Annotated in this window: 20 protein-coding genes and 1 pseudogene; 9 read left to right on the top strand and 12 right to left on the bottom strand. The window is 70.1% G+C overall.

From position 1 onward, the window contains the following. The 4 genes from ACRRRO_RS05745 to ACRRRO_RS05760 are packed head-to-tail and all read right to left on the bottom strand — an operon-like array spanning position 1 to position 3987. Positions 1–1071: a DctP family TRAP transporter solute-binding subunit gene (locus tag ACRRRO_RS05745; protein ID WP_424797418.1), complete on the bottom strand. Its 1071-nt coding sequence runs from the start codon at positions 1069–1071 to the stop codon at positions 1–3. Between the two features lie 59 nt (positions 1072–1130). Next, positions 1131–2195, bottom strand: a complete 1065-nt coding sequence (locus ACRRRO_RS05750) for an Ldh family oxidoreductase (RefSeq protein WP_424797417.1) — start codon at positions 2193–2195, stop codon at positions 1131–1133. After that, positions 2192–3283 (bottom strand): mandelate racemase/muconate lactonizing enzyme family protein, encoded by a 1092-nt coding sequence (locus ACRRRO_RS05755; RefSeq protein WP_424797416.1) that lies wholly within the window; start codon positions 3281–3283, stop codon positions 2192–2194. Before ACRRRO_RS05755 ends, ACRRRO_RS05750 begins: the two co-directional genes overlap by 4 nt. A 14-nt stretch (positions 3284–3297) precedes the next feature. After that, positions 3298–3987: a GntR family transcriptional regulator gene (locus tag ACRRRO_RS05760; RefSeq protein ID WP_424797415.1), complete on the bottom strand. Its 690-nt coding sequence runs from the start codon at positions 3985–3987 to the stop codon at positions 3298–3300. A gap of 269 nt (positions 3988–4256) precedes the next feature. On the opposite strand from ACRRRO_RS05760, the gene ACRRRO_RS05765 reads away from it, so the two are divergent. After that, positions 4257–5924 carry an MFS transporter gene (locus ACRRRO_RS05765; protein WP_424797414.1) on the top strand — a complete coding sequence of 556 codons (1668 nt, stop codon included), beginning with the start codon at positions 4257–4259 and terminating at the stop codon, positions 5922–5924. A gap of 170 nt (positions 5925–6094) precedes the next feature. Here ACRRRO_RS05765 and ACRRRO_RS05770 read toward each other — a convergent pair whose 3' ends face one another. The 3 genes from ACRRRO_RS05770 to ACRRRO_RS05780 form a co-directional block, all read right to left on the bottom strand. Then, positions 6095–6673 (bottom strand): histone deacetylase, encoded by a 579-nt coding sequence (locus tag ACRRRO_RS05770; RefSeq protein WP_424797413.1) that lies wholly within the window; start codon positions 6671–6673, stop codon positions 6095–6097. A 76-nt stretch (positions 6674–6749) separates the two neighbouring features. After that, complete coding sequence (locus ACRRRO_RS05775) at positions 6750–7151, bottom strand: VOC family protein (RefSeq protein ID WP_424797412.1); 402 nt, start codon at positions 7149–7151, stop codon at positions 6750–6752. 45 nt (positions 7152–7196) lie between these two features. Next, on the bottom strand, positions 7197–8159 hold the full coding sequence (locus ACRRRO_RS05780; protein ID WP_424797411.1) for a GlxA family transcriptional regulator: 963 nt from the start codon (positions 8157–8159) through the stop codon (positions 7197–7199). Between the two features lie 159 nt (positions 8160–8318). Here ACRRRO_RS05780 and ACRRRO_RS05785 point away from each other — a divergent pair, with 159 nt between their 5' ends. From ACRRRO_RS05785 to ACRRRO_RS05805, 5 genes are all read left to right on the top strand, one after another. Then, complete coding sequence (locus tag ACRRRO_RS05785; RefSeq protein ID WP_424797410.1) at positions 8319–8456, top strand: FeoB-associated Cys-rich membrane protein; 138 nt, start codon at positions 8319–8321, stop codon at positions 8454–8456. A 72-nt stretch (positions 8457–8528) separates the two neighbouring features. Continuing rightward, complete coding sequence (locus ACRRRO_RS05790; protein ID WP_434081208.1) at positions 8529–9665, top strand: DEAD/DEAH box helicase; 1137 nt, start codon at positions 8529–8531, stop codon at positions 9663–9665. Continuing rightward, on the top strand, positions 9632–12847 hold the full coding sequence (locus ACRRRO_RS05795) for a DUF3418 domain-containing protein (protein WP_434081209.1): 3216 nt from the start codon (positions 9632–9634) through the stop codon (positions 12845–12847). Before ACRRRO_RS05790 ends, ACRRRO_RS05795 begins: the two co-directional genes overlap by 34 nt. Before the next feature lie 29 nt (positions 12848–12876). Next, a complete protein-coding gene (locus tag ACRRRO_RS05800) occupies positions 12877–13563 on the top strand; it encodes a SprT-like domain-containing protein (RefSeq protein WP_424797408.1) in 687 nt (228 codons plus the stop codon). A gap of 79 nt (positions 13564–13642) precedes the next feature. After that, positions 13643–14170, top strand: a complete 528-nt coding sequence (locus ACRRRO_RS05805; RefSeq protein ID WP_424797407.1) for a DinB family protein — start codon at positions 13643–13645, stop codon at positions 14168–14170. On the opposite strand, the gene ACRRRO_RS05810 is transcribed toward ACRRRO_RS05805, so the two are convergent. The 4 genes from ACRRRO_RS05810 to ACRRRO_RS05825 all read right to left on the bottom strand — a co-directional run bounded on the left by ACRRRO_RS05810 (position 14160) and on the right by ACRRRO_RS05825 (position 18021). Beyond that, positions 14160–14543 (bottom strand): DNA-3-methyladenine glycosylase family protein, encoded by a 384-nt coding sequence (locus ACRRRO_RS05810; RefSeq protein WP_434081210.1) that lies wholly within the window; start codon positions 14541–14543, stop codon positions 14160–14162. The two genes, ACRRRO_RS05805 and ACRRRO_RS05810, sit on opposite strands and share 11 nt — an antisense overlap. Beyond that, positions 14486–15616, bottom strand: a complete 1131-nt coding sequence (locus tag ACRRRO_RS05815; RefSeq protein ID WP_434081211.1) for a methylated-DNA--[protein]-cysteine S-methyltransferase — start codon at positions 15614–15616, stop codon at positions 14486–14488. The genes ACRRRO_RS05810 and ACRRRO_RS05815 overlap by 58 nt, the downstream gene beginning before the upstream one ends. 9 nt (positions 15617–15625) lie before the next feature. After that, entirely contained in the window at positions 15626–15847 is a 222-nt protein-coding gene (locus tag ACRRRO_RS05820) for a hypothetical protein (protein WP_424797404.1), read from the bottom strand. Between the two features lie 107 nt (positions 15848–15954). Continuing rightward, on the bottom strand, positions 15955–18021 hold the full coding sequence (locus ACRRRO_RS05825) for an FAD-binding and (Fe-S)-binding domain-containing protein (protein ID WP_434081212.1): 2067 nt from the start codon (positions 18019–18021) through the stop codon (positions 15955–15957). A gap of 98 nt (positions 18022–18119) precedes the next feature. Between ACRRRO_RS05825 and ACRRRO_RS05830 the strand changes: the two genes are divergently transcribed. Further along, positions 18120–18314, top strand: coding sequence for a hypothetical protein (locus ACRRRO_RS05830; RefSeq protein ID WP_434081630.1), 195 nt, complete (start codon positions 18120–18122; stop codon positions 18312–18314). A gap of 5 nt (positions 18315–18319) precedes the next feature. On the opposite strand, the pseudogene ACRRRO_RS05835 reads toward ACRRRO_RS05830, so the two are convergent. After that, positions 18320–18892: pseudogene (locus ACRRRO_RS05835) on the bottom strand (FAD-binding oxidoreductase); the annotation flags it as partial. Positions 18893–18948: 56 nt separating this feature from the next. Here ACRRRO_RS05835 and ACRRRO_RS05840 point away from each other — a divergent pair. After that, entirely contained in the window at positions 18949–19620 is a 672-nt protein-coding gene (locus ACRRRO_RS05840; RefSeq protein ID WP_424797402.1) for a hypothetical protein, read from the top strand. Between the two features lie 8 nt (positions 19621–19628). Further along, positions 19629–20279, top strand: coding sequence for a hypothetical protein (locus ACRRRO_RS05845; protein WP_424797401.1), 651 nt, complete (start codon positions 19629–19631; stop codon positions 20277–20279). Position 20280: the final 1 nt, after the last annotated feature.

Consider the following 20280-nt stretch of genomic DNA (forward strand, 5'->3'; position numbering starts at 1 on the left):
TCAGGAACCCTGGATCTCGAGGTAGAGGTCACCCCAGGCGAAGTTCTCCGGCACGATCTCCATCGCCCGCTCGCGGAAGTGGTCGTGGTCGATGTCGTCGTTCACGGTGATCTCACCGGTCTCGCGCCACTCCTCGAGGAAGTCGTTCTCCTGCTGCTCGATGCAGTCGCGCACGGCCTCGGTTGCCCCGACCATGGCGTCCTCCAGGGCGGTGCGGTCCTCATCGGAGAGGGAGTCCAGGTACTGGTCGCTGGTGACCACCATGACGCCCTGGATCATGTGGCCGGTGAGGTTGATGTAGTCCTGCACCTCGTGGAAGCCCTGGCTGGCGATGGTCGGGATCGGGTTCTCCTGGGCGTCGATGGTGCCCTGCTGCAGTGCCAGGTACACCTCGTCCAGAGCCATCGGTGTGGGTGAGCCGCCCATGATCTCGGCCATGGTCAGGTACAACGGGGCGTCCGCGGCGCGCAGGGTCACCCCCTGCAGGTCGGCGGAGGTGTTCACCTCCATGTTCGAGGTCACGTGCCTGGTGCCGTAGTACCAGGAGGACAGCACGTTCAGGCCGGACTCCTCGGCCAGGTCACCCCAGACGTCCTCGGCGATGGGGCCATCGAGGGTCTCCTGGAAGTGGTCCACGTCCCGGAACAGGAACGGGGCGTCGAACATTGCCGCCTCCTCGTGCCACACCCCGAGGAAGGAGGGGCCGGCCACAGCCAGTTCGAGGCCACCACTGGCCACCTGCTCGAGCAGTTCGGCCTCGTTGCCCAGTTGCGCCGCGGGGTAGTCGTCGATGGAGATGCCGCTGCCCTCGAGCCCTTCCTGGATGGCGGGGACGCCGCAACTTCCCACCGGGTGGGAGGGGTCGTAGACGTAGGCGAACCGGGCGGTGGTGGTCTCCACGTCGTCGCCCGTCCCGGCGTCGTCCTCGGTCACCTCGGTGCCGTTGTCGTCGGTGTCGGGTTCGGCGTCGCCGGAGCCGGGCGCCTCGCTGGAGACGCAGGCGGTGGCGACCAGGCCGATCGCGGCGAGCATGCTCACCTGGCTGGCGATGGTGCGGGTGCGGGTCTTCATCTCATTCTCCTTTGAACTGCTGAGTGGTTCGGGTTCGGAAGGTGGGTGGTAGGGGGCTTCTACGAGGCGGGGCCATCTCCGGGCTGGCTGTCGGGGCGCAGGAGGGGTGTGCGGTGGGATCGAGCGAGGTCATTGACGGCGGTCACGGTGGACTCGGCCACCTCGATGGTGCGGGTGTTCCGGGCAGCCCGGGCCAGTTCGATATCTCCCGGTGCGTGCACCGCTCCCGGCTCGCCGGCGTCGCGTACGGCCTGCCGCAGGGTCTCCACCCGGGCGGCGGTGTGGTCGGTGCCACCGAAGAAGGCCGGGTTCAACGCGATCAGCGTGTGGCCCACGTTCATCCGGGAGGCGGGATTGACCCAGATGTCCTCGGTCTCGAAGGCGTAGGCCGCGGACCCCAGGGCCGCGGACAGCCCTTCCAGGGCCACCATCAGCGCCGAGCCCTTGTGGCCGCCCATCGCGACCAGGGCCCCGCGCAGGGCCTGGTCGGGATCGGTGGTGGGGCGTCCGGCCGAGTCCACCGCCCAGCCGGGGGGAATCTGCTCCCCGGCGTTGGCGGCCTCCACCACTTTCCCGTAGGCACCGGCACTGGTGGCGATGTCTGCGGTGAGGTGGCCCTCGGCACCGGCGGGCAGGGCGATGGTCAAGGGGTTGGAGCCCAGGACGGTGCGGTGCGCCCCGTGCGGGGCGGCCACCGGACCGGTGGTGGAGGTGATCAGGGCCACGCAGCCCAGGTCTGCGATGAGGTCAGACCAGTACGCGCCGGCGCCGTAGTGGGTGGAGTCCTGGACGACGACGGCCACCACCGGGCTTGCCTCGATCCGTTCGGCGACGAACTCCACGGCCTGTCCCGTCGCCACCTGCCCCAGGGCGCCGTCGGCGTGCAGCAGGCCACCGCCGGGATGGGAGTTGACCCAGCGCATCTGGGGCCGCGGGTTGATGCCCCCGGCTTCCAGCGCGCTCAGGTACAGCGGCAGGCGCAGCAAACCGTGTGAGGCGGTGCCACGGCGATCGGCGTACACCAGACAGTCGGCGGTCAGGTGCGCGTCGTCGTCGGGCACTCCTGCGCCGCGCAGCAGCGCGGCCGCCACGTCCCGGGCGTGGTCGACGTCGATTCTGCTCATGCGATCGTCAACTCCTCAACTCTGTCCAGGTCCCAGTCGATACCCAGGCCGGGGGTGCGCGGGGCGCTGGCCCGGTCCCCTTCGATCTCGACGGGCGTGCGGGTCAGGGTGGTCAGTTGCGGGATGTGCTCCACGTAGCGCCCGTTCGGGATGGCCGCCACCAGGCTCACGTGCAGTTCCATCAGGAAGTGGGGGCAGACATCCACATTGGAGACCTCGGCCAGGTGGGCGACCTTGAGCCAGGGGGTGATACCCCCGACGCGGGCCACGTCGACCTGCACGATGGCAGCGGCGTTGCTGTTCAGGTACGTGCGGAACTGTGCCGGGCTGTACAGGGTCTCCCCCACCGCGATCGGCACCGAGGTGCGCCGGGCCAGCTCCACGTGGCCGAGCACGTCGTCGGCCGGGAGCGGCTCCTCGAACCAGGCGATCCCGACAGCATCATCGAAGGCGGTGATGCGGCGCAGCGCCTCGGCTCCGGTGAAGGCTTGGTTCGCATCGATCATGATGTCGACGTCGTCACCGACCACTTCGCGAACCGCCCGGAGCCGTTCCAGGTCCTCGGCCATGGTGGGTTTGCCGACCTTGACCTTCAGCGCCTTCCAGCCCTTGTCCCGCATCGCCTGCGCCCCGGCGATGAGGTCGTCGGCGTCCAGGTGCAGCCAACCGCTCTCGGTGTCATACATCGGGACCTGACGGCGGTACCCGCCGGCGGCGATCCACAGTGGTTCGTTCTGTCGCTGGGCCTTCAGATCCCACAGAGCGGTGTCGACGGCGGCCAGCGCCAGCGAGGTCAGCGCACCGGTAGTGGTGGCGCGGGTGGAGCCGTGCAGGGCGGACCAGATCGCCTCGATCCGGCGGGCGTCCTGACCGGGCAGCTGGGGCACGAATACATCGCGCAGCAGGGCCATCACCGCGCTGCCGCCGGTGCCGATGGTGTAGGTGTATCCGCGGCCGGTGAGCCCGTCGTCGGTGCGGATCTCCACGAACGGGGTCTCCTGGGAAGTGAAGGCTTGGATGGCGTCGGAGCGGGGCACCTCGACGGGGATGTCGAGCATGCGGACCGAGACATCGGTGATTCGGGACATGGGGCTCCTTGCCTTCAGGCGGAGAACAACTGGGGGTGGGCGCCGACGAGCTCGTCGCGGGCGGCGGTGAGCAGTTGCAGGTGGTCGATCAGGATCAGCACGGCACGGTCGGCGTCATTGGACCGTACGGCTTGGTGGATCTGACGGTGCTGGGCGATGGCCCCCTCGTCGTGGCGCATGGTGCGCAACTCCAGGTAGCGCATCCGCATCAGGTGCACCCGGGCCTGTTCCACCATGTGCAGCAGCAGGAGGTTTCCGGCCACCCGCATGAAGATGGCGTGGAACTCCCCGTCCAGGCGGGCGAAAGAGGCCAGGTCGCTCTGGCTCGAGGCGTGGTCCTGCTCGCGCAGGTTCTCCCGGATCTGCTCGTCGTAACGACGGAACCTCAACTCCGACGATCGCCACAGTTCCGCGGCCTTTCGGATCGCGGTGACCTCCAGGCTGTTGCGGATCTCCTGGGCTTCGATGATGCGCTGGATGGACAAGGGGGCGATCTGCGCTCCGCGCTGGGGCAGTACCTCGATCAACTCCTCCTGCTCCAGGCGGGTCAGGGCCTGACGGACCGGGGTCCGGCTGGTCTCGTACCGGGCCGCCAGGGAGTTTTCGAACAGCATCGTGCCGGGCTGCAACTGCAGGGTGGCGATCTCGTGACGTAGTTCGGTGTAGATCTGCACGCTCAGCGACTGGCGAGCCTTGGTCGTCATCGAAGCCTCATTGATCTCGGTGGTTGGCCGTCACCCTACTTGGACACAAGTTGGTCAACAAGGGTTGAGTGCTCCGATGTTTGATTACGATCCGGTGACGTTACCCCCGGAGCGGCGGAGGGCGGCGCTAATCATCGGAGCAAGTTGCCGCGAACCGATGCGGACGTGAGTGGACGTAGAGCCTCCTGGATCGGCCGTTCGCGTTGCTGAGGGGGTTGACGGCCGATGCGTGCGTCGCCTACGTTCGTAACGTTCCATTACGTAACGTTATGAGACTTGAGATGACTCCTACACCTCCTCCGCGGGCGAGCCTGGCCGCCTGGGCAGGTCTGGCCCTGCTGACCGTCCCGGTGTTCATGGTCGCCATCGACATGACCGTGCTCTTCCTGGCCACCCCGACGATCGCCGCGGCGCTGGAACCCACCGCCACCCAGCAGTTATGGATGCTGCACATCGGGGACCTGGTCGGCGCCGGGCTGGTGCTGACCGCCGGGCGCCTGGTGGACCGGTTCGGCCCGCGACGGCTGCTGGTCATCAGCGCACTCGCCTACGGCAGTGCGAACCTGCTGGCCGCCTACGCCCCCTCGATCGAGTACCTGATAGCCGCCCGGGCGCTGATCGGCTTCTCGGCAATCTCCATGATCCCGGCGGGGATGGCCCTGCTGCGGCGCATGTTCACATCCGATGCCCAGTTCTCCCGTGCCGTGGCCATCTTCATGTCGGCCTTCTCCGGCGGGGTGGCATTCGGCCCGCCCATCGGCGGCGCTCTGTTGGAGAACTTCTGGTGGGGGTCGATCTTCCTGCTCAACGTACCGATCGCGTTCCTGGTGGCGCTGTTGGCGCCGACCCTGCCCAAGGTTCCCGGGAGCGGGGTCGGTCGGATCGACATGGTGAGCGTGCTGCTGTCCCTGACCGCGGTGGCGCTCGTGGTCTACGGTGGCCAGGAACTCGCCTCCCGGAACGTGGGACCGCCGCAGGTGGCAGCGGTCGCCGTCGGTCTCGTCGCGGGCCTGCTGTTCATCCGGCGTCAACTCCGGCTGACCACGCCGTTGCTGGACCCGGCACTGTTTGCCTCCCGGTCGTTCACCGTGGGGCTCGTGGCGATCCTGCTGGTGATCCTTGCCACCGCTGGTGCCGACATGCAGTTCGCCCAGTACTTGCAGGTCGGGCTCGGGCACTCCCCGTTCACCGCCGGCATGCTGCTGATCATCCCCGCGACGCTCTCTATCGTCGCGACCGTCTTGGCGCCATCATTCCTTCGGTGGGTCCGGCCGAGCGCGGTCATGGGAACAGGCGTCCTGATCGCCGCCGGTGGAGCGCTGCTGATGGCCGTATTGCTCCAGGGCGAGGCGTCGGTGGCGCCGGCGCTGGCGGCGGTATCGATCATCGCTGCCGGCGCAGCACCAGTCTTCGCGCTCGGCGCGGTCATCATCGTCAACAGCGCCCCCGCGGCGCAGACCGGCTCGGCCTCGGCGAGCACCGACGTCGCCGGGAGCCTCGGGAACACCATCGGACTGGCCACCGGGGGAACGATCGCCTTCGTCAGCTACCAGAGCAGACTCGGAGGTACCCTGCCGGCCGGTCTGGATGAGGCCACGCGCGAACTGAGCCTGCAGAGCATCGGCTCGGCACTCGCGACCGCCCGGTCGCTACCGGACGAACTCGGCGTGCCGCTGCACGCTGCCGCAATCGACGCCTTCGCCGTCGCCACCCGGAACACCTACGCCTTCGCGACCCTCGGACTAGCGGTACTCGCGGCGGTGATCCTGTGGGGTCTGCGGCACGCGCGCATCGACTCTGACCCAGGCGTCGACGAGGTCGGCAGCGAGAACCCTCCGAGCGGGCACGACGAGTCCGGCGACGAGGGGCGGGCACTGCCCGAGGACACACCCGTGCCGCAGGCGCCGACGGCAACGGGCCCTGCGAGGGCCGAGTGAGGGAGCGGAGTCTCACGCCGGCAGTCGAGGAGTCCGAGGGCAGGGGGTTCAGCGCCTAATCGGTGTTCTTCACCCGCGGTGAAACGGGCCGCTGACAGCCCCCGGACCGCGACTCCCGCACCGTTTCGCGCGGCCGGTACGGCGTCCGACCAAGCGCCCCGCATCGCCGCTCAGGGCAGCACGCCCTCCAGATAGACGGCGATGCGCTCGTCGGACCAGCCGTGGCCCTCCCGCAGCCCTTGCGTAAGCATGGCCAGGTAGGCCGCGGTAGGGGCCACGTGCTCGGCACGGTCGAGCCCACCCGGGCTGGTGAAGGTCAGCATCGGCAGCCCATCCCGTGCACCGACGTCCACCAAAGTCTCGTACCGACCAGGCCCGACGCGGTGGCTTGAGTCGGTGAGGCCACCGGCAAGGAGTTGCTCCAGCGGACCGTTGGCCACCGGCTCCCTCCGCATTTCCTGGGCGGTGATATCGGCGAACTGCCCGACCGTGATCCGGTAGGCCCGCGCGGGCGTGGGTCCGGGCTCGTGGTGGTCGTAGAAGGCCATCCCACCGCCCCAGGTCAGCGAGTGCCCGGCGAAGTAGCTCCGCCCGGGTAGGTGGACGGCCACAGCCTCGGTGGGCGGGCTCGGGTCCCGCGCTCCGGGGTAGGTTCGAACTCCGCCCGGTGGGCAGCCACCTTTCAAGTAGCACAGCAGCCGCTGCCGGCTCATGTTCGAGCCGTAACTGACATACCAGACCTCGTCCATCGCGCTGTGGTTTCAGACTCCGAATCCGGCGGCCACCATCTCGACTGGTACCAATTCCTGTCTCGCCGAAAGGGTCTCAGCCTTCGGTCGCACTCACCTCGGCCTCGGAGCGCAGGATGCAGAACTCGTTGCCCTCCGGGTCAGCCAGGACGACCCACCCGGTGCCAGGACCGTACTTGCCTCGACGATCGGCCACCTCACGGGCGCCCAGTTCGAGCAGGCGCGCCAACTCGGTGTCCCGGTCACCCTCGGTGGGACGAAGATCCAGATGGATGCGGTTCTTCTTCGACTTGGGCTCCTCCACCTCGAGGAACAGGATCCGGTGCCTGCCGTCAACGTCCTGGATCATGCACTCCGCATGCCCCGGCTCGTTCGGGTCGCCGGGCACGTCACCGTAGTCCAGCACCTGCTTCCACCATTCCGAGATCTCATAGGCGTTACGGGCGTCGATGGTCGTATGTGACACGAAGGAAGTCATGGGAGCCACTTTCCCAGGGCCCGTCTGCACACACCAGCTGTTTGGTCAGCGCCCGGCCTTCTCCAGCGTCCCGAACGTGCGCCGGTAGGCCTGGGGGGACACGCCTCGTTCCCGCAGGAAGTGCTGACGCAGGGTGCCGGCGTTGCCGAATCCGACCTGGTCGGCGACCCACTCCACCGAACCGTCGCCGCTCTCCAGCATCTCCTCGGCCGCGGCCACTCGCTGACTGACCACCCAAGCGTGCGGTGTCTGACCTGTCTCGGCCCGGAAGCGCCGGGCGAAGGTCCGTGCCGACATGTGCGCGCGGCGAGCGAGTGCCTCCACGCTCAGATCCTCCTGCAGGTTCGCCACGATCCAGGTCAGCAGGGGTCCGAGCGTCTCGGCCCGGCAGTCCGGGACCGCTCGGGCGATGTACTGGCTCTGGCCACCGGAGCGGTGCGGGGGCACCACCATCCGCCGGGCCGCGGTCGCCGCGGTGCCCGCACCGAAGAGTTCGCGCATCAGGTGCAGGCCGGCGTCCAGCACCGCGGCCGCACCGGCACCGGTGGTCAGCCTGCCGTCGGTCACGTACAGCACGTCCCGGTCCACCACGGCCTCGGGGAACATGGCGATCAGACGGTCCGCATAACGCCAGTGCGTGGCACACCGCCGACCATCCAGCAGGCCGGCCCGTCCGAGGGTGAAGGCCGCGGTGCAGTGCGAGAACAGGCTCCGGCCGCCGGCGTCGGCCTCGCGGAGCAGGTCCAGCACGTCCGAGTGATCGGCGGTTATGTCCTGCTTGGGGGCAACGCAGATCAGGTCCGCATCCTTCGCGGCGTCCAAGCCGTGCTCGACGTGCAGATCGAAACCGGAGTTGGCTCGGATCCGGCCCGGCTCGGGAGCACAGACGACGAAGTCGAACACCGGGTTGTCGTCATCGGGGTGGTAGGGCTCGTCCCAGAGTTCACACAAGGCGCCAAGCCCGAACGGCTCGACGCCGTCCTGCACGATCACGGCGACCTTCTGCATCCCACCAGCATCCTGCACCGATGGCAGGAAATCAATGGGTAGCAATACCTCTGCCACCGCATCGTCCGGATGAGGCCACGAGACGGTTGGCAGGAACTAAACGGATCTTGGCATATCTGCCACTGGTGGCAGAGACGCAATGGGCGCACGATAACTGCCATGTTTACTCTCATCGTCGTACTCGCCTTGATCCTGTCCCTGGTGGCCTTCGCCGTCCGGACCGTCTACCGCGACGGTTACGGCTCCGCCCCACCCCCGCGTTCGGAGTATGAGCACGCTCCGCGCATACTGCCCTGAGGCCATGGCCACGCCGGCTCGAGCCCACTATTGAGTTCACCGCCGCCCGCGCGCCTGAGACAATGGCGCGCGGTGACCGAGACGAAGCACAACCAGCGGCGGCCCGAGCGCGGGTCACGACGTCGTCGACCCCAGCGCCGTCGCGAGGGCTACCGAAAGCCCGATCCCCAGTTGCTCCAGCGGCGCAGGGACGCCGTCCCGAAGGTGGCCTATCCGGAGCAGTTGCCGGTCTCCGCCCGCCGGGAGGAGATCGCCGAGGCCATCGAGAAGAACCAGGTGGTGATCCTGTCCGGGGAGACCGGGTCGGGCAAGACCACCCAGTTGCCGAAGATCTGCCTGGACCTGGGCCGCGGTATCGAGGGCACGATCGGGCACACCCAACCCCGCCGGATCGCCGCGCGCACCGTGGCCGAACGCATCGCCGAGGAACTGGGCACGGAAGTCGGCCAGGCCGTGGGCTACCAGGTGCGCTTCACCGACCAGGTCTCCGAGACCACGCTGATCAAGGTGATGACCGACGGCATCCTGCTCGCCGAGGTCCAGCGCGACCCGATGCTGCGCCGTTACGACACCATCATCGTGGACGAGGCCCACGAACGGTCCCTCAACATCGACTTCCTGCTCGGCTACCTGCACCAGCTCCTGCCCAAGCGCCCGGACCTGAAGGTGATCATCACCTCGGCCACCATCGACTCGGAGCGCTTCGCCGAGCACTTCGGCTCCCCCGGCACCCCTGCCCCGGTGATCGAGGTGTCCGGGCGCACCTACCCCGTCGAGGTGCGCTACCGCCCCCTGGTGCCGGACACGGAGACAACCGAGGACGACGACGAAGCACCCGGCCGCGCAGGCGGCACCGGCGCTGGGAGTAACGCAGGCGACCCCGCGCGCTCCCGCGGAAGCGCCGGTCCCACACGCTCCCGCGCAAACTCAGGCGAGCGCGAACCCCTGGACCAGGCCACCGCCATCTGCCTGGCCGCCGATGAACTGATGGCCGAGGGCCCCGGCGACATCCTGGTGTTCTGCTCCGGGGAGCGCGAGATCCGCGACGGCGCCGAGGCCCTCACCAATCACCTGTCCGGCCGCCCGGGTCCCGAGGTGGAGATCCTGCCGCTGTACGCGCGCCTCTCCGCGGCAGACCAGCACCGGGTCTTCGCCGCGCACTCAACCGGCGCATCGTGCTGGCCACCAACATCGCCGAGACGTCGCTGACCGTGCCGGGCATCCGGTACGTGATCGACCCGGGCACCGCCCGCATCTCCCGCTACTCCAAGGGCACCAAGGTCCAGCGCCTACCGATCGAACCGGTCTCCCAGGCCAGCGCCGGCCAGCGCGCCGGCCGCTGCGGACGGGTGGCCGACGGCATCTGCATCCGGCTGTACTCCAAGGCCGACTACGAATCCCGCCCGGAGTTCACCGAACCGGAGATCCTGCGCACCTCCCTGGCCTCGGTGATCCTGCAGATGACCGCCCTGGGTCTGGGAGAAGTCGCCAAGTTCGGCTTCGTCGACCCGCCCGACACCCGCTCCGTCCGGGATGGGGTAGCCCTCCTCACCGAACTGGGTGCGATCACCGACGACGACGGTGCCCGGCCCGCCCGTCCGGGTCCCGCGGACGCCGCTCGCCCGGGTGAGTTGCACCCCACCGCCGCGAAGACAGCCCGGCGGGATGCGCCGTCGTCGGCCACTCCCGGGCTGCGCCTGACCAAGGTGGGCCGATCCCTGGCGCACCTGCCGATCGACCCGCGCCTGGGCCGGATGCTCCTGGAGGCCGACCGGCTCGGGGTAGCCGCCGAGGTACTGGTGATCGTGGCGGCCCTGTCCATCCAGGACGTGCGCGAGCGCCCGCCGGATGCCCAGCAGCAGGCCGACGCCAAGCACCGCCGGTTCGCCGACGAGACATCCGACTTCCTGTCCATCCTGCGGCTATGGGACTACCTGCGCACCAAGCGGACCGAGCTGTCGTCCTCGGCGTTCCGGCGGATGTGCCGGGCGGAGTACCTGCACTTCCTGCGGATCCGGGAATGGCAGGACGTGCACACCCAACTGCGGCAGATGATCAAGCCGCTGGGCATCCATCTGGGTCGTCTGAAGGCACCCGGGGACATCGACGCCGACGCGGTGCACCAGGCGATGCTGACTGGGCTGTTGACCCAGATCGGTTTCTGGGATGAGCGCAAACGGGACTATCTCGGCGCCCGCGGGGCGCGGTTCGTGATCTTCCCCGGCTCCCACCTGGCGAAGAAGCGCCCGGACTGGGTGATGGCGGCCGAACTGGTGGAGACCTCGCGGCTGTTCGCCCGCACCGCGGCCCGGATCCGCCCCGAGTGGGTCGAGCCGCTGGCGGCCCACCTGATCAAACGAAGTTACTCCGAGCCGTACTGGTCCACCCGGCAGGGTGCGGGCATGGTCAAGGAGAAGGTGATGCTCTACGGGCTCACCCTGGTGGCCGACCGGCCCGTCCCCTACGCCCGGGTCGATGCCCCGGCGGCGCGGGAGATGTTCATCCGGCACGCCCTGGTGGACGGTGAGTGGCGCACCCACCACGCCTTCGTCGAGCACAACGCCGGCGTGATCGCCGAGGCCGAGGAACTCCAGGCCCGCGAGCGCCGACGGGACCTGATGCTGGATGAGGACGGCCTGTTCGACTTCTACGACGAACGCATCCCCGAGCACGTGGTCACCGCCGCGCACTTCGACACCTGGTGGAAGCAGGCCCGCCGGGAGCACCCGGACCTGCTGAATCTGAGCGTGGACCTTCTGGTGCCGCAGGTGCAGGAACTCGATCCCGGCCGGTACCCGCAGGTGTGGCAGCAGGGGGACCTGACGTTGCCGCTGTCCTACCAGTTCGAACCGGGCACCGAGGCCGACGGGGTCACCGTGCACATCCCGATCGCGGTGCTGGGCCGGGTGCGTCCGGAGGGATTCGACTGGCTGGTGCCCGGACTCCTGCAGGAACTGACGGTGGCCAGCATCAAGGCCCTGCCCAAGCCGATCCGCAAGCATCTGGTGCCGGCGCCGGACACCGCACGCGCGATCGCCGAGCTGTTGCCGCCGTGGGAGCAGATGGCCCCGGCCGGGGAGGGAGCGGTCTCCTACGCCGAGGCCTTCGCGACCGCCGCCCGGCAGGTGCGCCCGGAGTTGGAGATCAGCGCCGGGGACCGCGATCCGGAGAAACTGCCCCCGCACCTGCGCATCACCTTCCAGGTGCACGCCGAGCGCGGGGCGGTGCTGGGCACCGGTCAGCATCTGGAGGCGTTGCAGCGGGAGTTGTCCCGGCAGTCCGGCGACGCGGTGCGCACGGCGGTGAAGGCGGCGCTGCTGGCGGCCCGGAAACGCGCCGGGGCTGCGGCTGCCGGGCCCGGAACCGCAGGCGGGGCATCGGCGGGCGCTGGAGCGGCCGGTGCCGGCGCGGCATCAGCCGGTGCCGGGTCGGCGGAAGACGGCGACGGCGACGGCGACGGCGACCGTGCGGCCTTCCCGCAGGGCGGCGTGCGCGCCGGGCTGGCTGAGGAGAAGAACCTGACCGGATGGCCGGCGATGGACCGGATCCCGGACGTGGTCACCGCCACCGGCGCCGGCGGGTTGGAGATCCGCGGCTACCCGGCGTTGGTGGTGGAGGGCGAGGTCACCGGCCGGGTGTCGCTACGGGTGCTGCAGGATGCCGCGGCCCAAACCGGCGCCCACCGCGCCGGTGTGCGGCGGCTGCTGGCCGACACCACCGCTCTGCCCACCGGGCGGGTCTCCAGCCGGTGGGGCGGACGGGAGGCGCTGTCCCTGGCGGCCAGCCCGTACCGGGACACCGCCGCCCTGGTCACCGGTTTGCACCGGGCCGCGGTGGCCTCCCTCACCGCGAGCAGGGACCTGGCGCAGGTGCGCACCGCGGAGGCGTTCGCGCAGGTCCAGGCCGATGTGCGGGCGCGGCTGGAGGATGAGATCTACCGGTTGGCGGCCCTGACGGTGCAGATCCTGGATGCCTCCCGGGAGTTGCAGGCCCAGATCAAGGCCACCACCTCCATCGCACTGCTCGATGTGCTCACCGATGTGCGCGACCAGCACGCCGCGTTGATTCATGACCGGTTCCTCACCACCACCCCACCGGAGCAGCTGACGCATCTGCCCCGGTACCTGCAGGCGGCCACGATGCGGCTGGCCAAGGCCGCGGAGAACCCGAACCGGGACGCGGATCTGGCCTGGCAGATCCGGGACCTGCACGATGCCTGGTGGGCCGCGGAGCGGGCCACCACCGACCCGACCCACGCCGAGCAGTTGGCGCAGGTGCGGTGGATGCTGGAGGAGTTGCGGGTCAGCTTCTTCGCGCAGCAATTGGGCACCGCGGTCCCGGTCTCGGCCAAGCGCATCCGCAAGGCCCTCGCCGAGGTCGGCTCGGCCTGAGGCCGGACCAGCGGTGCCGGAGGGTGTCGGTGGCAGCGATTAGAGTCGGCACCAACCGGTGCAGTTGGGGTGATGTGGTGAATCTGGAGCAAGCCGAGTCGATGGCCCGTGACCTGATGGCCGAACACGGCCTGAGGGACTGGACCTTCGCCTTCGACCGCGCGAAACGCCGCGCGGGCCTGTGCCGGTTCCACACCCGCACCATCTCCCTGAGTCGTCACCTGACCGAACTGCACCACGACGATCTGGTGCGGGACACCGTGCTGCACGAGATCGCCCACGCCCTGGCCGGCCCCGATGCCGGGCACGGCACCCAGTGGCGCCAGGTCGCCGGCCGGATCGGCGCCCGCCCGGAACGGACCCTGCCCGCTGAAGCCCCGCTGCCGCCGGCGCCGTGGGAGGGCCACTGTCCCGGCGGGCACGAGCACCGACGGTTCCGCAAGCCGGCGCGCCCGGTCAGTTGCAGCCGGTGCTGCCCGCAGTTCTGCATCGCGAACCTGATCATCTGGACCCGCGACGGCGAGCCCATGCAACCCGGCCCCACCTACCATCGGGCGCTGAAGGACGCAGCCCGGCGGGCCAAGCGGCAGCGGGTGTGCCGCCGGTGCGGCGGTGCCACCGACACCGCACGCGAGCCCGCTCGCACCGGCCACCGCGGGGCGGCTCCCGGTCGCCCCAAGGATCCGCCGCCACTCGTTCCGGCCACCCTCTTCTAAACCCCGGCTACCGGGCCCACCCGATGGCTGGCAGACTCGATCCAGACCCGCAAGCGGCACTGGCGAAGGTGAGGAACCGATGAGCATCGAACCCGATGCCAAGGACTGGACCTGGGTCCTGCGCGAACCCTGCGATGAGTGCGGGCTCGAGGCGGGCACCGTGGTGCCGGAATTGATCCCCCAGATGCTGCGGGACAACGCCAGGCAATGGCAGGACGTGCGGGCGCGCACCGACGCCCACTGGTGGACCCGGCGCCCGAACGCTCAGACGTGGTCACCGCTGGAGTACGCAGCGCACGTGCGCGATGTGCACGGGGTGTTCGCCGAGCGACTGGGGCTGATGCAGACCGAGGAGGACCCCACCTTCCCCAACTGGGACCAGGACGCCGCCGCGATCAAGGGCAACTACGCTCAGGAGGATGCCGATCAGGTCCTAGCCGAGTTGCGCGAGCGCGCCGAGCCCGTCGCCGAGCGGTACCAGCGCTTGTCCCGGGACCAGTGGCAGCGCACCGGCCGCCGCTCCGACGGCGCGCAGTTCACCGCTGTCACTCTCGCCCAGTACCACCTGCATGACGTCATCCACCACCTCGGTGACATCACCCGCTAGTCGGTGAGCCGGCTTCCACCCACAGCCGCACGACGGCGTAACCACGGTGCGGCCGCCACGCCTCGGCCGCAGTCCTGACCGCACGCGCCGTCAGACCGCCCATGCCGCGGCGCAGCACCAGATCGGAGGCCGGCAGCGCATCACCGTCGCCGCTACCGCGTAGCGCAATGATGGAGAGGGTCCAGGGACCGACTCCGGGAAGGTCGGCGAGTCGGGCGAGCACGTCCCCCTCGAGCAGGTGCGGCGCGTCGGGATGGCCGGGGTGCTCGGCCAGCAGCGCGGCCGTTGCCCTGAGCGTGCGGGCGCGGGCCCCGGTCAGGCCGATCGCTGCCCGCAGGTCCTCCTCGTCCGCCGCAGCGATCCGAGCGGGCACCGGGAAGGCCCGGAGGCGGGCCGCGGTCTCCTCGCCGTAGGCAGCGACCAGCCTGCCGGCGAAGGTGCGGCCGCCGCCAGGGACACCTGCTGACCGAGGATCGTGGTGAGGACCCCGGCTGCCGCGTCAGCATGACGAGTGATCCGGATCCCGGGACGGTCCGCGACCTGCCCCGCTAGGAGTGGATCACCGCGCAGGTGGGCGTCGATGGCCCCGATCTCGGCGTCCAGGTCGAACCACCAGCGCAGCAGTGGCTCCATGGTCCTCGCATCGGGCGCTCCGGCGGCCCGGTCGTGGCCGCGCACGCGCCAGTACACGCCGGCGGGGGTGAGCCGCAGGTCGACGATGTGAAGATGCCCACCGATCCTGAGCACCCGGGTGTGGGTCCCGCTCACGGTGTCGGTGCGGTGTGCACCAGGGATGCTGTGATGACCCAGTGTGGTCAGGGTCGCGCGGGTATCCCACGGGCCGCGTGCGGGCAGGAAGCGTTCAGTCATCATCGTCTGCGCGCGATCAGAACAGCCTCGCCGCTCGGGCCTCGGCAGGTTCCTCGAGGTCCAGCAAGGCCCGCTACGGTCCAGTCCGCCGGCGTACCCGGTCAAGGACCCATCGACGCCGAGCACGCGGTGGCAGGGGATCACGATGCTGATCGGGTTGCGCCCCACGGCCTGGCCCACCCGTTGGGCCAACGTCGCCGACCCCGCTTGCTGCGCCAGCGCGCCGTAGGTGGTCACGTGCCCGTAGGGGATCTGCCGCAGCATCGCCCATACCGTCTCGTTGAACTCCTCGCCTGCGGTACGCAGCGGAAGGTCGAACGCTTGCCGCTCCCCGGCGAAGTACTCGCGCACCTGCTCCCCGACGGTGAAGAGGAGTTCATCGTCGCGGCGGCGCAACCGGTCACCGCTGGGGTGTACCAGTTCCCCGAGCGTGCCGGGTTTCGGTGGGTAGGTGCGGTCCGGGAAGTACAGGCCAGACAGTGCTGTGCCCGATCGGACGGCCAGGAGGGTCCCCATCGTGGTGGGCAGGTAGGCGTGGCGCCGGTCCGCCGGAGCGACCTTTCCCCGGGTGGTCATGGTCAGTGGTCAGCGCGGGGGTGGCGGCGTCTGGGAACCGGGCGATTGCGGTCCCGGCCCCTGGCCGCCGTGCTGCGGCTGCTGGACATGGGAGTAGGCCGCGCGGTAGATGTCCTGGTTCAGTTGTCGCTGCTTGGCGCGACGCCGAACTGCGAGCGCCACGAAGAAGGTCACCACGGCCAGCACGCCCAGCGCGAGCAACAACTGCACCAACAACACGATCATGGTCATGGAAGTCACCTTCTCCGGTCCGGCGTGGCGGGCCTGTCGGCACACTACCGCCATCGGTCCGCCGAGGGTGACGGCCGTTGGCGCCGCTGCGGACCCTGCGGGTGGGCTCAACGCGCCAGACGCGCCAACACCTCCAGCACATGCTCATAGGTGCGCCCGGTGGCCCGGCTCATCCCCATCTCACAGGTGCGGTTGGCGGAGATGTAGGCATCGAACGCACCGTGCCGGGCCTCGACCGCGGCCAGTTCGGCCACCTGGGGTGCGGTGGCGCCGGCGGTCAGTTCGGGGTGCAGCATGCCCCGGTCACCGGCGAACCCGCAGCACCCCCAGCTCACCGGAACGGTCACCTGCCGCGCCACCGAGCGGGCCAGGGCGAGCAGGTCATCGGTGACGTCCAGGTGGGTGGTGGCACACGTGGGGTGCACCGCCACCGAGGCCAGGCGCCGGTCGGGGTCCACCGGCACCCTCGGCAGCACGTGGGCGCGTACGAATGCCAGGGCATCCATCACCTGCAGGCCAGGGTCCGACTCCACCAGGCCCAGGGTGCACGAGGCCGCGTCGGTCACCACCGGCAACCGGCCCCCCTCACTCGCCTCGGTGAGCACCTGGCGCACCTGCTCGGCCATGGTCCGGGCGCCACCGGTCAGGCCCTTGGAGGTCCATGGCACGGCGCAGCACAGGGAGTCGATCTGCTCCGGGATCCGCACGTGCACCCCGGCCCGGGCGCACAGGTCCAGGAAGGCCTGGGCGGCCCCGGGTGAGTCCGAGCCGAACATCGCCCCGGTACAGGAGGGGAAGAGGACGACGCCGACAGCCCCCTGGTCAGCCGTGGCACCAGCCGCGGGGGTACGTGTGGTCACCGCGCCGGGGCGCAGCGCCGAGCGTTTCGTGCCGGGCCCGGGCAGGTCCTTGCCCACCTCGGGCACCAGGTCATGGGGCGCCGCGGTGCGCACCGCCCGGCTGCCCGCCGCGAGCACCCCGCCGGGAAGGACCGCGGCGACCCCCAGGCCGGCCCGCACCGCCGTCGTCGTGCCCGCCCAGTGCATCGCGGCCGTCCGCCCGGCCCGTTGCGCCACCGGGGGTGCGGCCTCGGCACGCATGCCCTTCATCACCGCGCCGGTGTCGATGCCCACCGGGCACACCGTCACGCACATGGAGTCCCCGGCGCAGGTCTGCACCGCCTGGTACTCGAACGCCTTGGCCAACTCCTCCCGGCGCTGGGGGTCGGCCACCGCCATCTCCCGCATCAGCACAATGCGCTGGCGCGGGGTGGTGGTCACGTCCCGGGAGGGGCACACCGGCTCACAGAACCCGCACTCCACGCACGCGTCCACGAGCGGGTGGGCGGTGGGCATCGTCTTCAGGTGCTTGAGGTGGGCCAGCGGGTCCTCGTTCAGCACCACCCCGGGGGCGAGGATGCCGGCGGGGTCGCAGGCCGCCTTGATCCGGCGCATCAGGGCGTACAACTCCGGGCCGAACTGACGCTCGACGTAGGCGGACATGATCCGCCCGGTGCCGTGCTCGGCCTTCAGCGTGCCGCCGGCGCCCAGGATCACCTCGACCATGTCCTCGGTGAAAGCGGCGTAGGTGTCCACCTGCGCCGGATCGTCCAGCCGCGGATTGATCATGAAGTGCAGGTTCGCATCGCGGGCGTGGCCGAAGATGACCGCGTCGTCATACCCGTGCCGCACGAACAACTCCGCCAGGTTGCGCACGGTGGTCCGCAGGTGCTCGGGGGGGACGGCGACGTCCTCCAGCAGGTTGGTGTGCCGGCCGGCCGGGCGCGCCCCGGCCACTGCGGGGTAGAGCCCCTTGCGCACCGTCCACATGGCCGCACGGGCGGCGCCGTCCTGGCTGAGTTCGGCCGGCATCGACAGCCGGGCATCGGCCAGCGCCGCGAGCAGGTCCCGACTCTGCTCGGTCAGTTCGGCCTCCTGCTCGGCCTGCAGCTCCACCAGCAGGGCGGTGTGGGCCTGCACGTCGATTCCGCGCATCGACTCCGGTGCCGCCGGCAGTCGCTGGGCCACCCGCAGGGCGCGGGCGTCCATGAGTTCGGCCGCCCGGGCGCCGGCGCCCAGGATCGCCGGCAACGCGTCCGTGGCTCGGTTGACGTCGTCGAACACCAGCAGCGAGGTCGCCACGTGCGGGTGGGCGGGCACGGTGGTCAGCACCACCGAGGCCAGGTAGGCCAGGGTGCCCTCGGACCCGACGATCAGGTGCGCCAGGATCTGGGCAGGCTCGTGGTGGTCCAGAAAGGCGTTCAGCCCGTACCATGGTGTTCTTCATCGAGAACTGGTGCTCAACGATGCGGCGCAGCGCCGGTGTGGTGCGGATCGTGTCCCGGATCCGCACAAGTTCGGCGTGCAGGGCTGGTTCCTGCTCACGCAGGCGGGCGTCGGCGTCACCGGCGGCGGTGTCGATCGCCGTACCCGAGGGCAGTACGAACACCGCGGATTCCATCGTGTGATAGGCCGTGGCGGCCGAGCCGCTGGTCATCCCGGAGGAGTTGTTGGCCACCACCCCGCCGATGGTGCAGGCGATCTCACTGGCCGGGTCCGGTCCCAGCCGGCGCCCGTACGGCATGAGCGCGGCGTTGACCTTGCGCAGCAGCACCCCCGGTTCGCAGCGCACCCGGGCGCCGTCGTCGAGCACGTCGAACCCGGCGAAGTGGCGCCGCACGTCGATGAGCACCCCATCGCCCACGCCCTGCCCGGACAGACTGGTGCCGCCCGCGCGGAAGGTCACCGGCACCCCGGCGGTGCTCGCGCGGGCCAGAACGGCGGTGAGTTCGCCCAGCGTGCGAGGGGTGTGCACGGCACGCGGGGTGAGCAGGTAGTGCGAAGCGTCATGGGCCATCGCGGTCCGGGTGGCCTGATCGGTGCTCCAGGCGGCCGGGGCGGCGACGTCGCGCACCTGCGCCAGCAGATCCTCGGTGACTGTCACAGTGCCGACCCTACGCCCGGGCGGGTGGGCGCGTGAGCGCGGAACGGGCGCCCGATCGGTGTTGCGCCGGGCAGATGTGCCCATCGATATCGCTGAACTCATCCGACACGATTGGCCCCGGATGCGTCATGATGGACGCACGGACGAGGGAGGACACCATGACCACGCCATCCGGTACGCCGCAACCTGATCAGTACGGCCAGCAGCCGCAGGCTCAGCCCGGGCAGTACGGCCAGCCCACCCAACCCGGTCAGCCGCCGCAGCCGGGGCAGCCGTCGCAGCCGGGCCAGTACACGCAGCAGGCGGGCCAGGGCGCCCAGTACGGCCAGCCTGCCCAGTACGCCCAGAACGCCCCCTACGGCTCCAGTCCCGCTGGCTCGGCCGCAGGCTCCCGCAGTTTCCGGCCCGGGACGGTCACCGGCGGGGCGGTGCTGGCCTGGATCGGCTCCGCGGTCATGATCATCCTCGGGCTGCTGCTGATGTTCGCCCAGGCTCTCGACCCCGCCGATCTCGGGCTGAGCGCCGACGAGGGCGTGGTGCTGCAGTTCATCGCCATCTTCGGGGTGGTCGCCGCCATCTGGGGTGTGCTGGTGCTGGTGATGGCGATCTTCGCCTTCCGTGGTGCCAACTGGGCCCGCTGGGTGCTGGTGGTGTTCGGTGCCCTGGCCATCGCCGGCAGCCTGTTCAACCTCTTCGACGGCAACGCGCTCGCTCTCATCTCCATCATCTGGGTGGGCCTGTCGGTGGGGCTGTTCCTGGCCCCGAAGTCGCGGGACTGGTACAACGCCCGCAAGACCACCCAGTTCAACCCCGGCAACTACACCCGCTGACTTCCTGGATGGGCTCGATCACCGAAGGACAACCCGGCAACGCGGCCGAGCAGGCCCACCGACCCGGCACGGTCGCGGCCGCCTCGCTCATGACCTGGTTCGGCACGCTGTTACCGATCGTGGGTGGGGCGGTGCTGCTGATGGCACGGGATTCCCTGCTGGCGATGATCGCGGACCTGATCGCCGGTGGTGAGCAGGGGCTGGTCGATGTGGGGGTGCACCCCTCGCAGGCGGCCGATTTCCTGGCTCTGCTGCGCGAGGCGCTGCCCTACCTGTCGCCGATCATGACGGCGGCGGGGGTGGTCTCGCTGGTCTGGGGCGCGGTGGTGTTCCTGCTGGCGGTGCTCGCCTTCCGGGGCTCCCGGGCAGCGGTCTGGGGGTTGACGGTGATGGGCATCGTCTTCGTGCTGGCGATCTCGATCCTGCTGCTGGCCGGTGAACTGCTCTCCCTCATCGCCGCCTCCTGGACCGGTGTCGCCGTGATCCTGTTCCACGTCACCTCCTCCCGGCAGTGGTACGTCCAGCGTCAACACCGGCAGACCGGCGATCGATACGGTGGCGCCTCCGGTGGCGGCCCCGGTGGACCAAGCGGTGGGCCGCACAGACCCGCGGCGAGCTACGGCACCGAGCCGCCGTCGTCGGCCCCCTTCCGGCGCTGAC

The organism is Sanguibacter sp. Z1732, assembly GCF_051020515.1.
Lineage (GTDB): Bacteria > Actinomycetota > Actinomycetes > Actinomycetales > Beutenbergiaceae > CALKWS01.

What these genes read in the sequence shown, in the direction of transcription:
- ACRRRO_RS05745 (WP_424797418.1), bottom strand. Translation starts at nt 1,071, where the DNA reads ATGAAGACCCGCACCCGCACCATCGCCAGCCAGGTGAGCATGCTCGCC.
- ACRRRO_RS05750 (WP_424797417.1), bottom strand. Translation starts at nt 2,195, where the DNA reads ATGAGCAGAATCGACGTCGACCACGCCCGGGACGTGGCGGCCGCGCTG.
- ACRRRO_RS05755 (WP_424797416.1), bottom strand. Translation starts at nt 3,283, where the DNA reads ATGTCCCGAATCACCGATGTCTCGGTCCGCATGCTCGACATCCCCGTC.
- ACRRRO_RS05760 (WP_424797415.1), bottom strand. Translation starts at nt 3,987, where the DNA reads ATGACGACCAAGGCTCGCCAGTCGCTGAGCGTGCAGATCTACACCGAA.
- ACRRRO_RS05765 (WP_424797414.1), top strand. Translation starts at nt 4,257, where the DNA reads ATGAGACTTGAGATGACTCCTACACCTCCTCCGCGGGCGAGCCTGGCC.
- ACRRRO_RS05770 (WP_424797413.1), bottom strand. Translation starts at nt 6,673, where the DNA reads ATGGACGAGGTCTGGTATGTCAGTTACGGCTCGAACATGAGCCGGCAG.
- ACRRRO_RS05775 (WP_424797412.1), bottom strand. Translation starts at nt 7,151, where the DNA reads ATGACTTCCTTCGTGTCACATACGACCATCGACGCCCGTAACGCCTAT.
- ACRRRO_RS05780 (WP_424797411.1), bottom strand. Translation starts at nt 8,159, where the DNA reads ATGCAGAAGGTCGCCGTGATCGTGCAGGACGGCGTCGAGCCGTTCGGG.
- ACRRRO_RS05785 (WP_424797410.1), top strand. Translation starts at nt 8,319, where the DNA reads ATGTTTACTCTCATCGTCGTACTCGCCTTGATCCTGTCCCTGGTGGCC.
- ACRRRO_RS05805 (WP_424797407.1), top strand. Translation starts at nt 13,643, where the DNA reads ATGAGCATCGAACCCGATGCCAAGGACTGGACCTGGGTCCTGCGCGAA.
- ACRRRO_RS05815 (WP_434081211.1), bottom strand. Translation starts at nt 15,616, where the DNA reads ATGACCACCCGGGGAAAGGTCGCTCCGGCGGACCGGCGCCACGCCTAC.
- ACRRRO_RS05820 (WP_424797404.1), bottom strand. Translation starts at nt 15,847, where the DNA reads ATGACCATGATCGTGTTGTTGGTGCAGTTGTTGCTCGCGCTGGGCGTG.
- ACRRRO_RS05830 (WP_434081630.1), top strand. Translation starts at nt 18,120, where the DNA reads ATGGTGTTCTTCATCGAGAACTGGTGCTCAACGATGCGGCGCAGCGCC.
- ACRRRO_RS05840 (WP_424797402.1), top strand. Translation starts at nt 18,949, where the DNA reads ATGACCACGCCATCCGGTACGCCGCAACCTGATCAGTACGGCCAGCAG.
- ACRRRO_RS05845 (WP_424797401.1), top strand. Translation starts at nt 19,629, where the DNA reads ATGGGCTCGATCACCGAAGGACAACCCGGCAACGCGGCCGAGCAGGCC.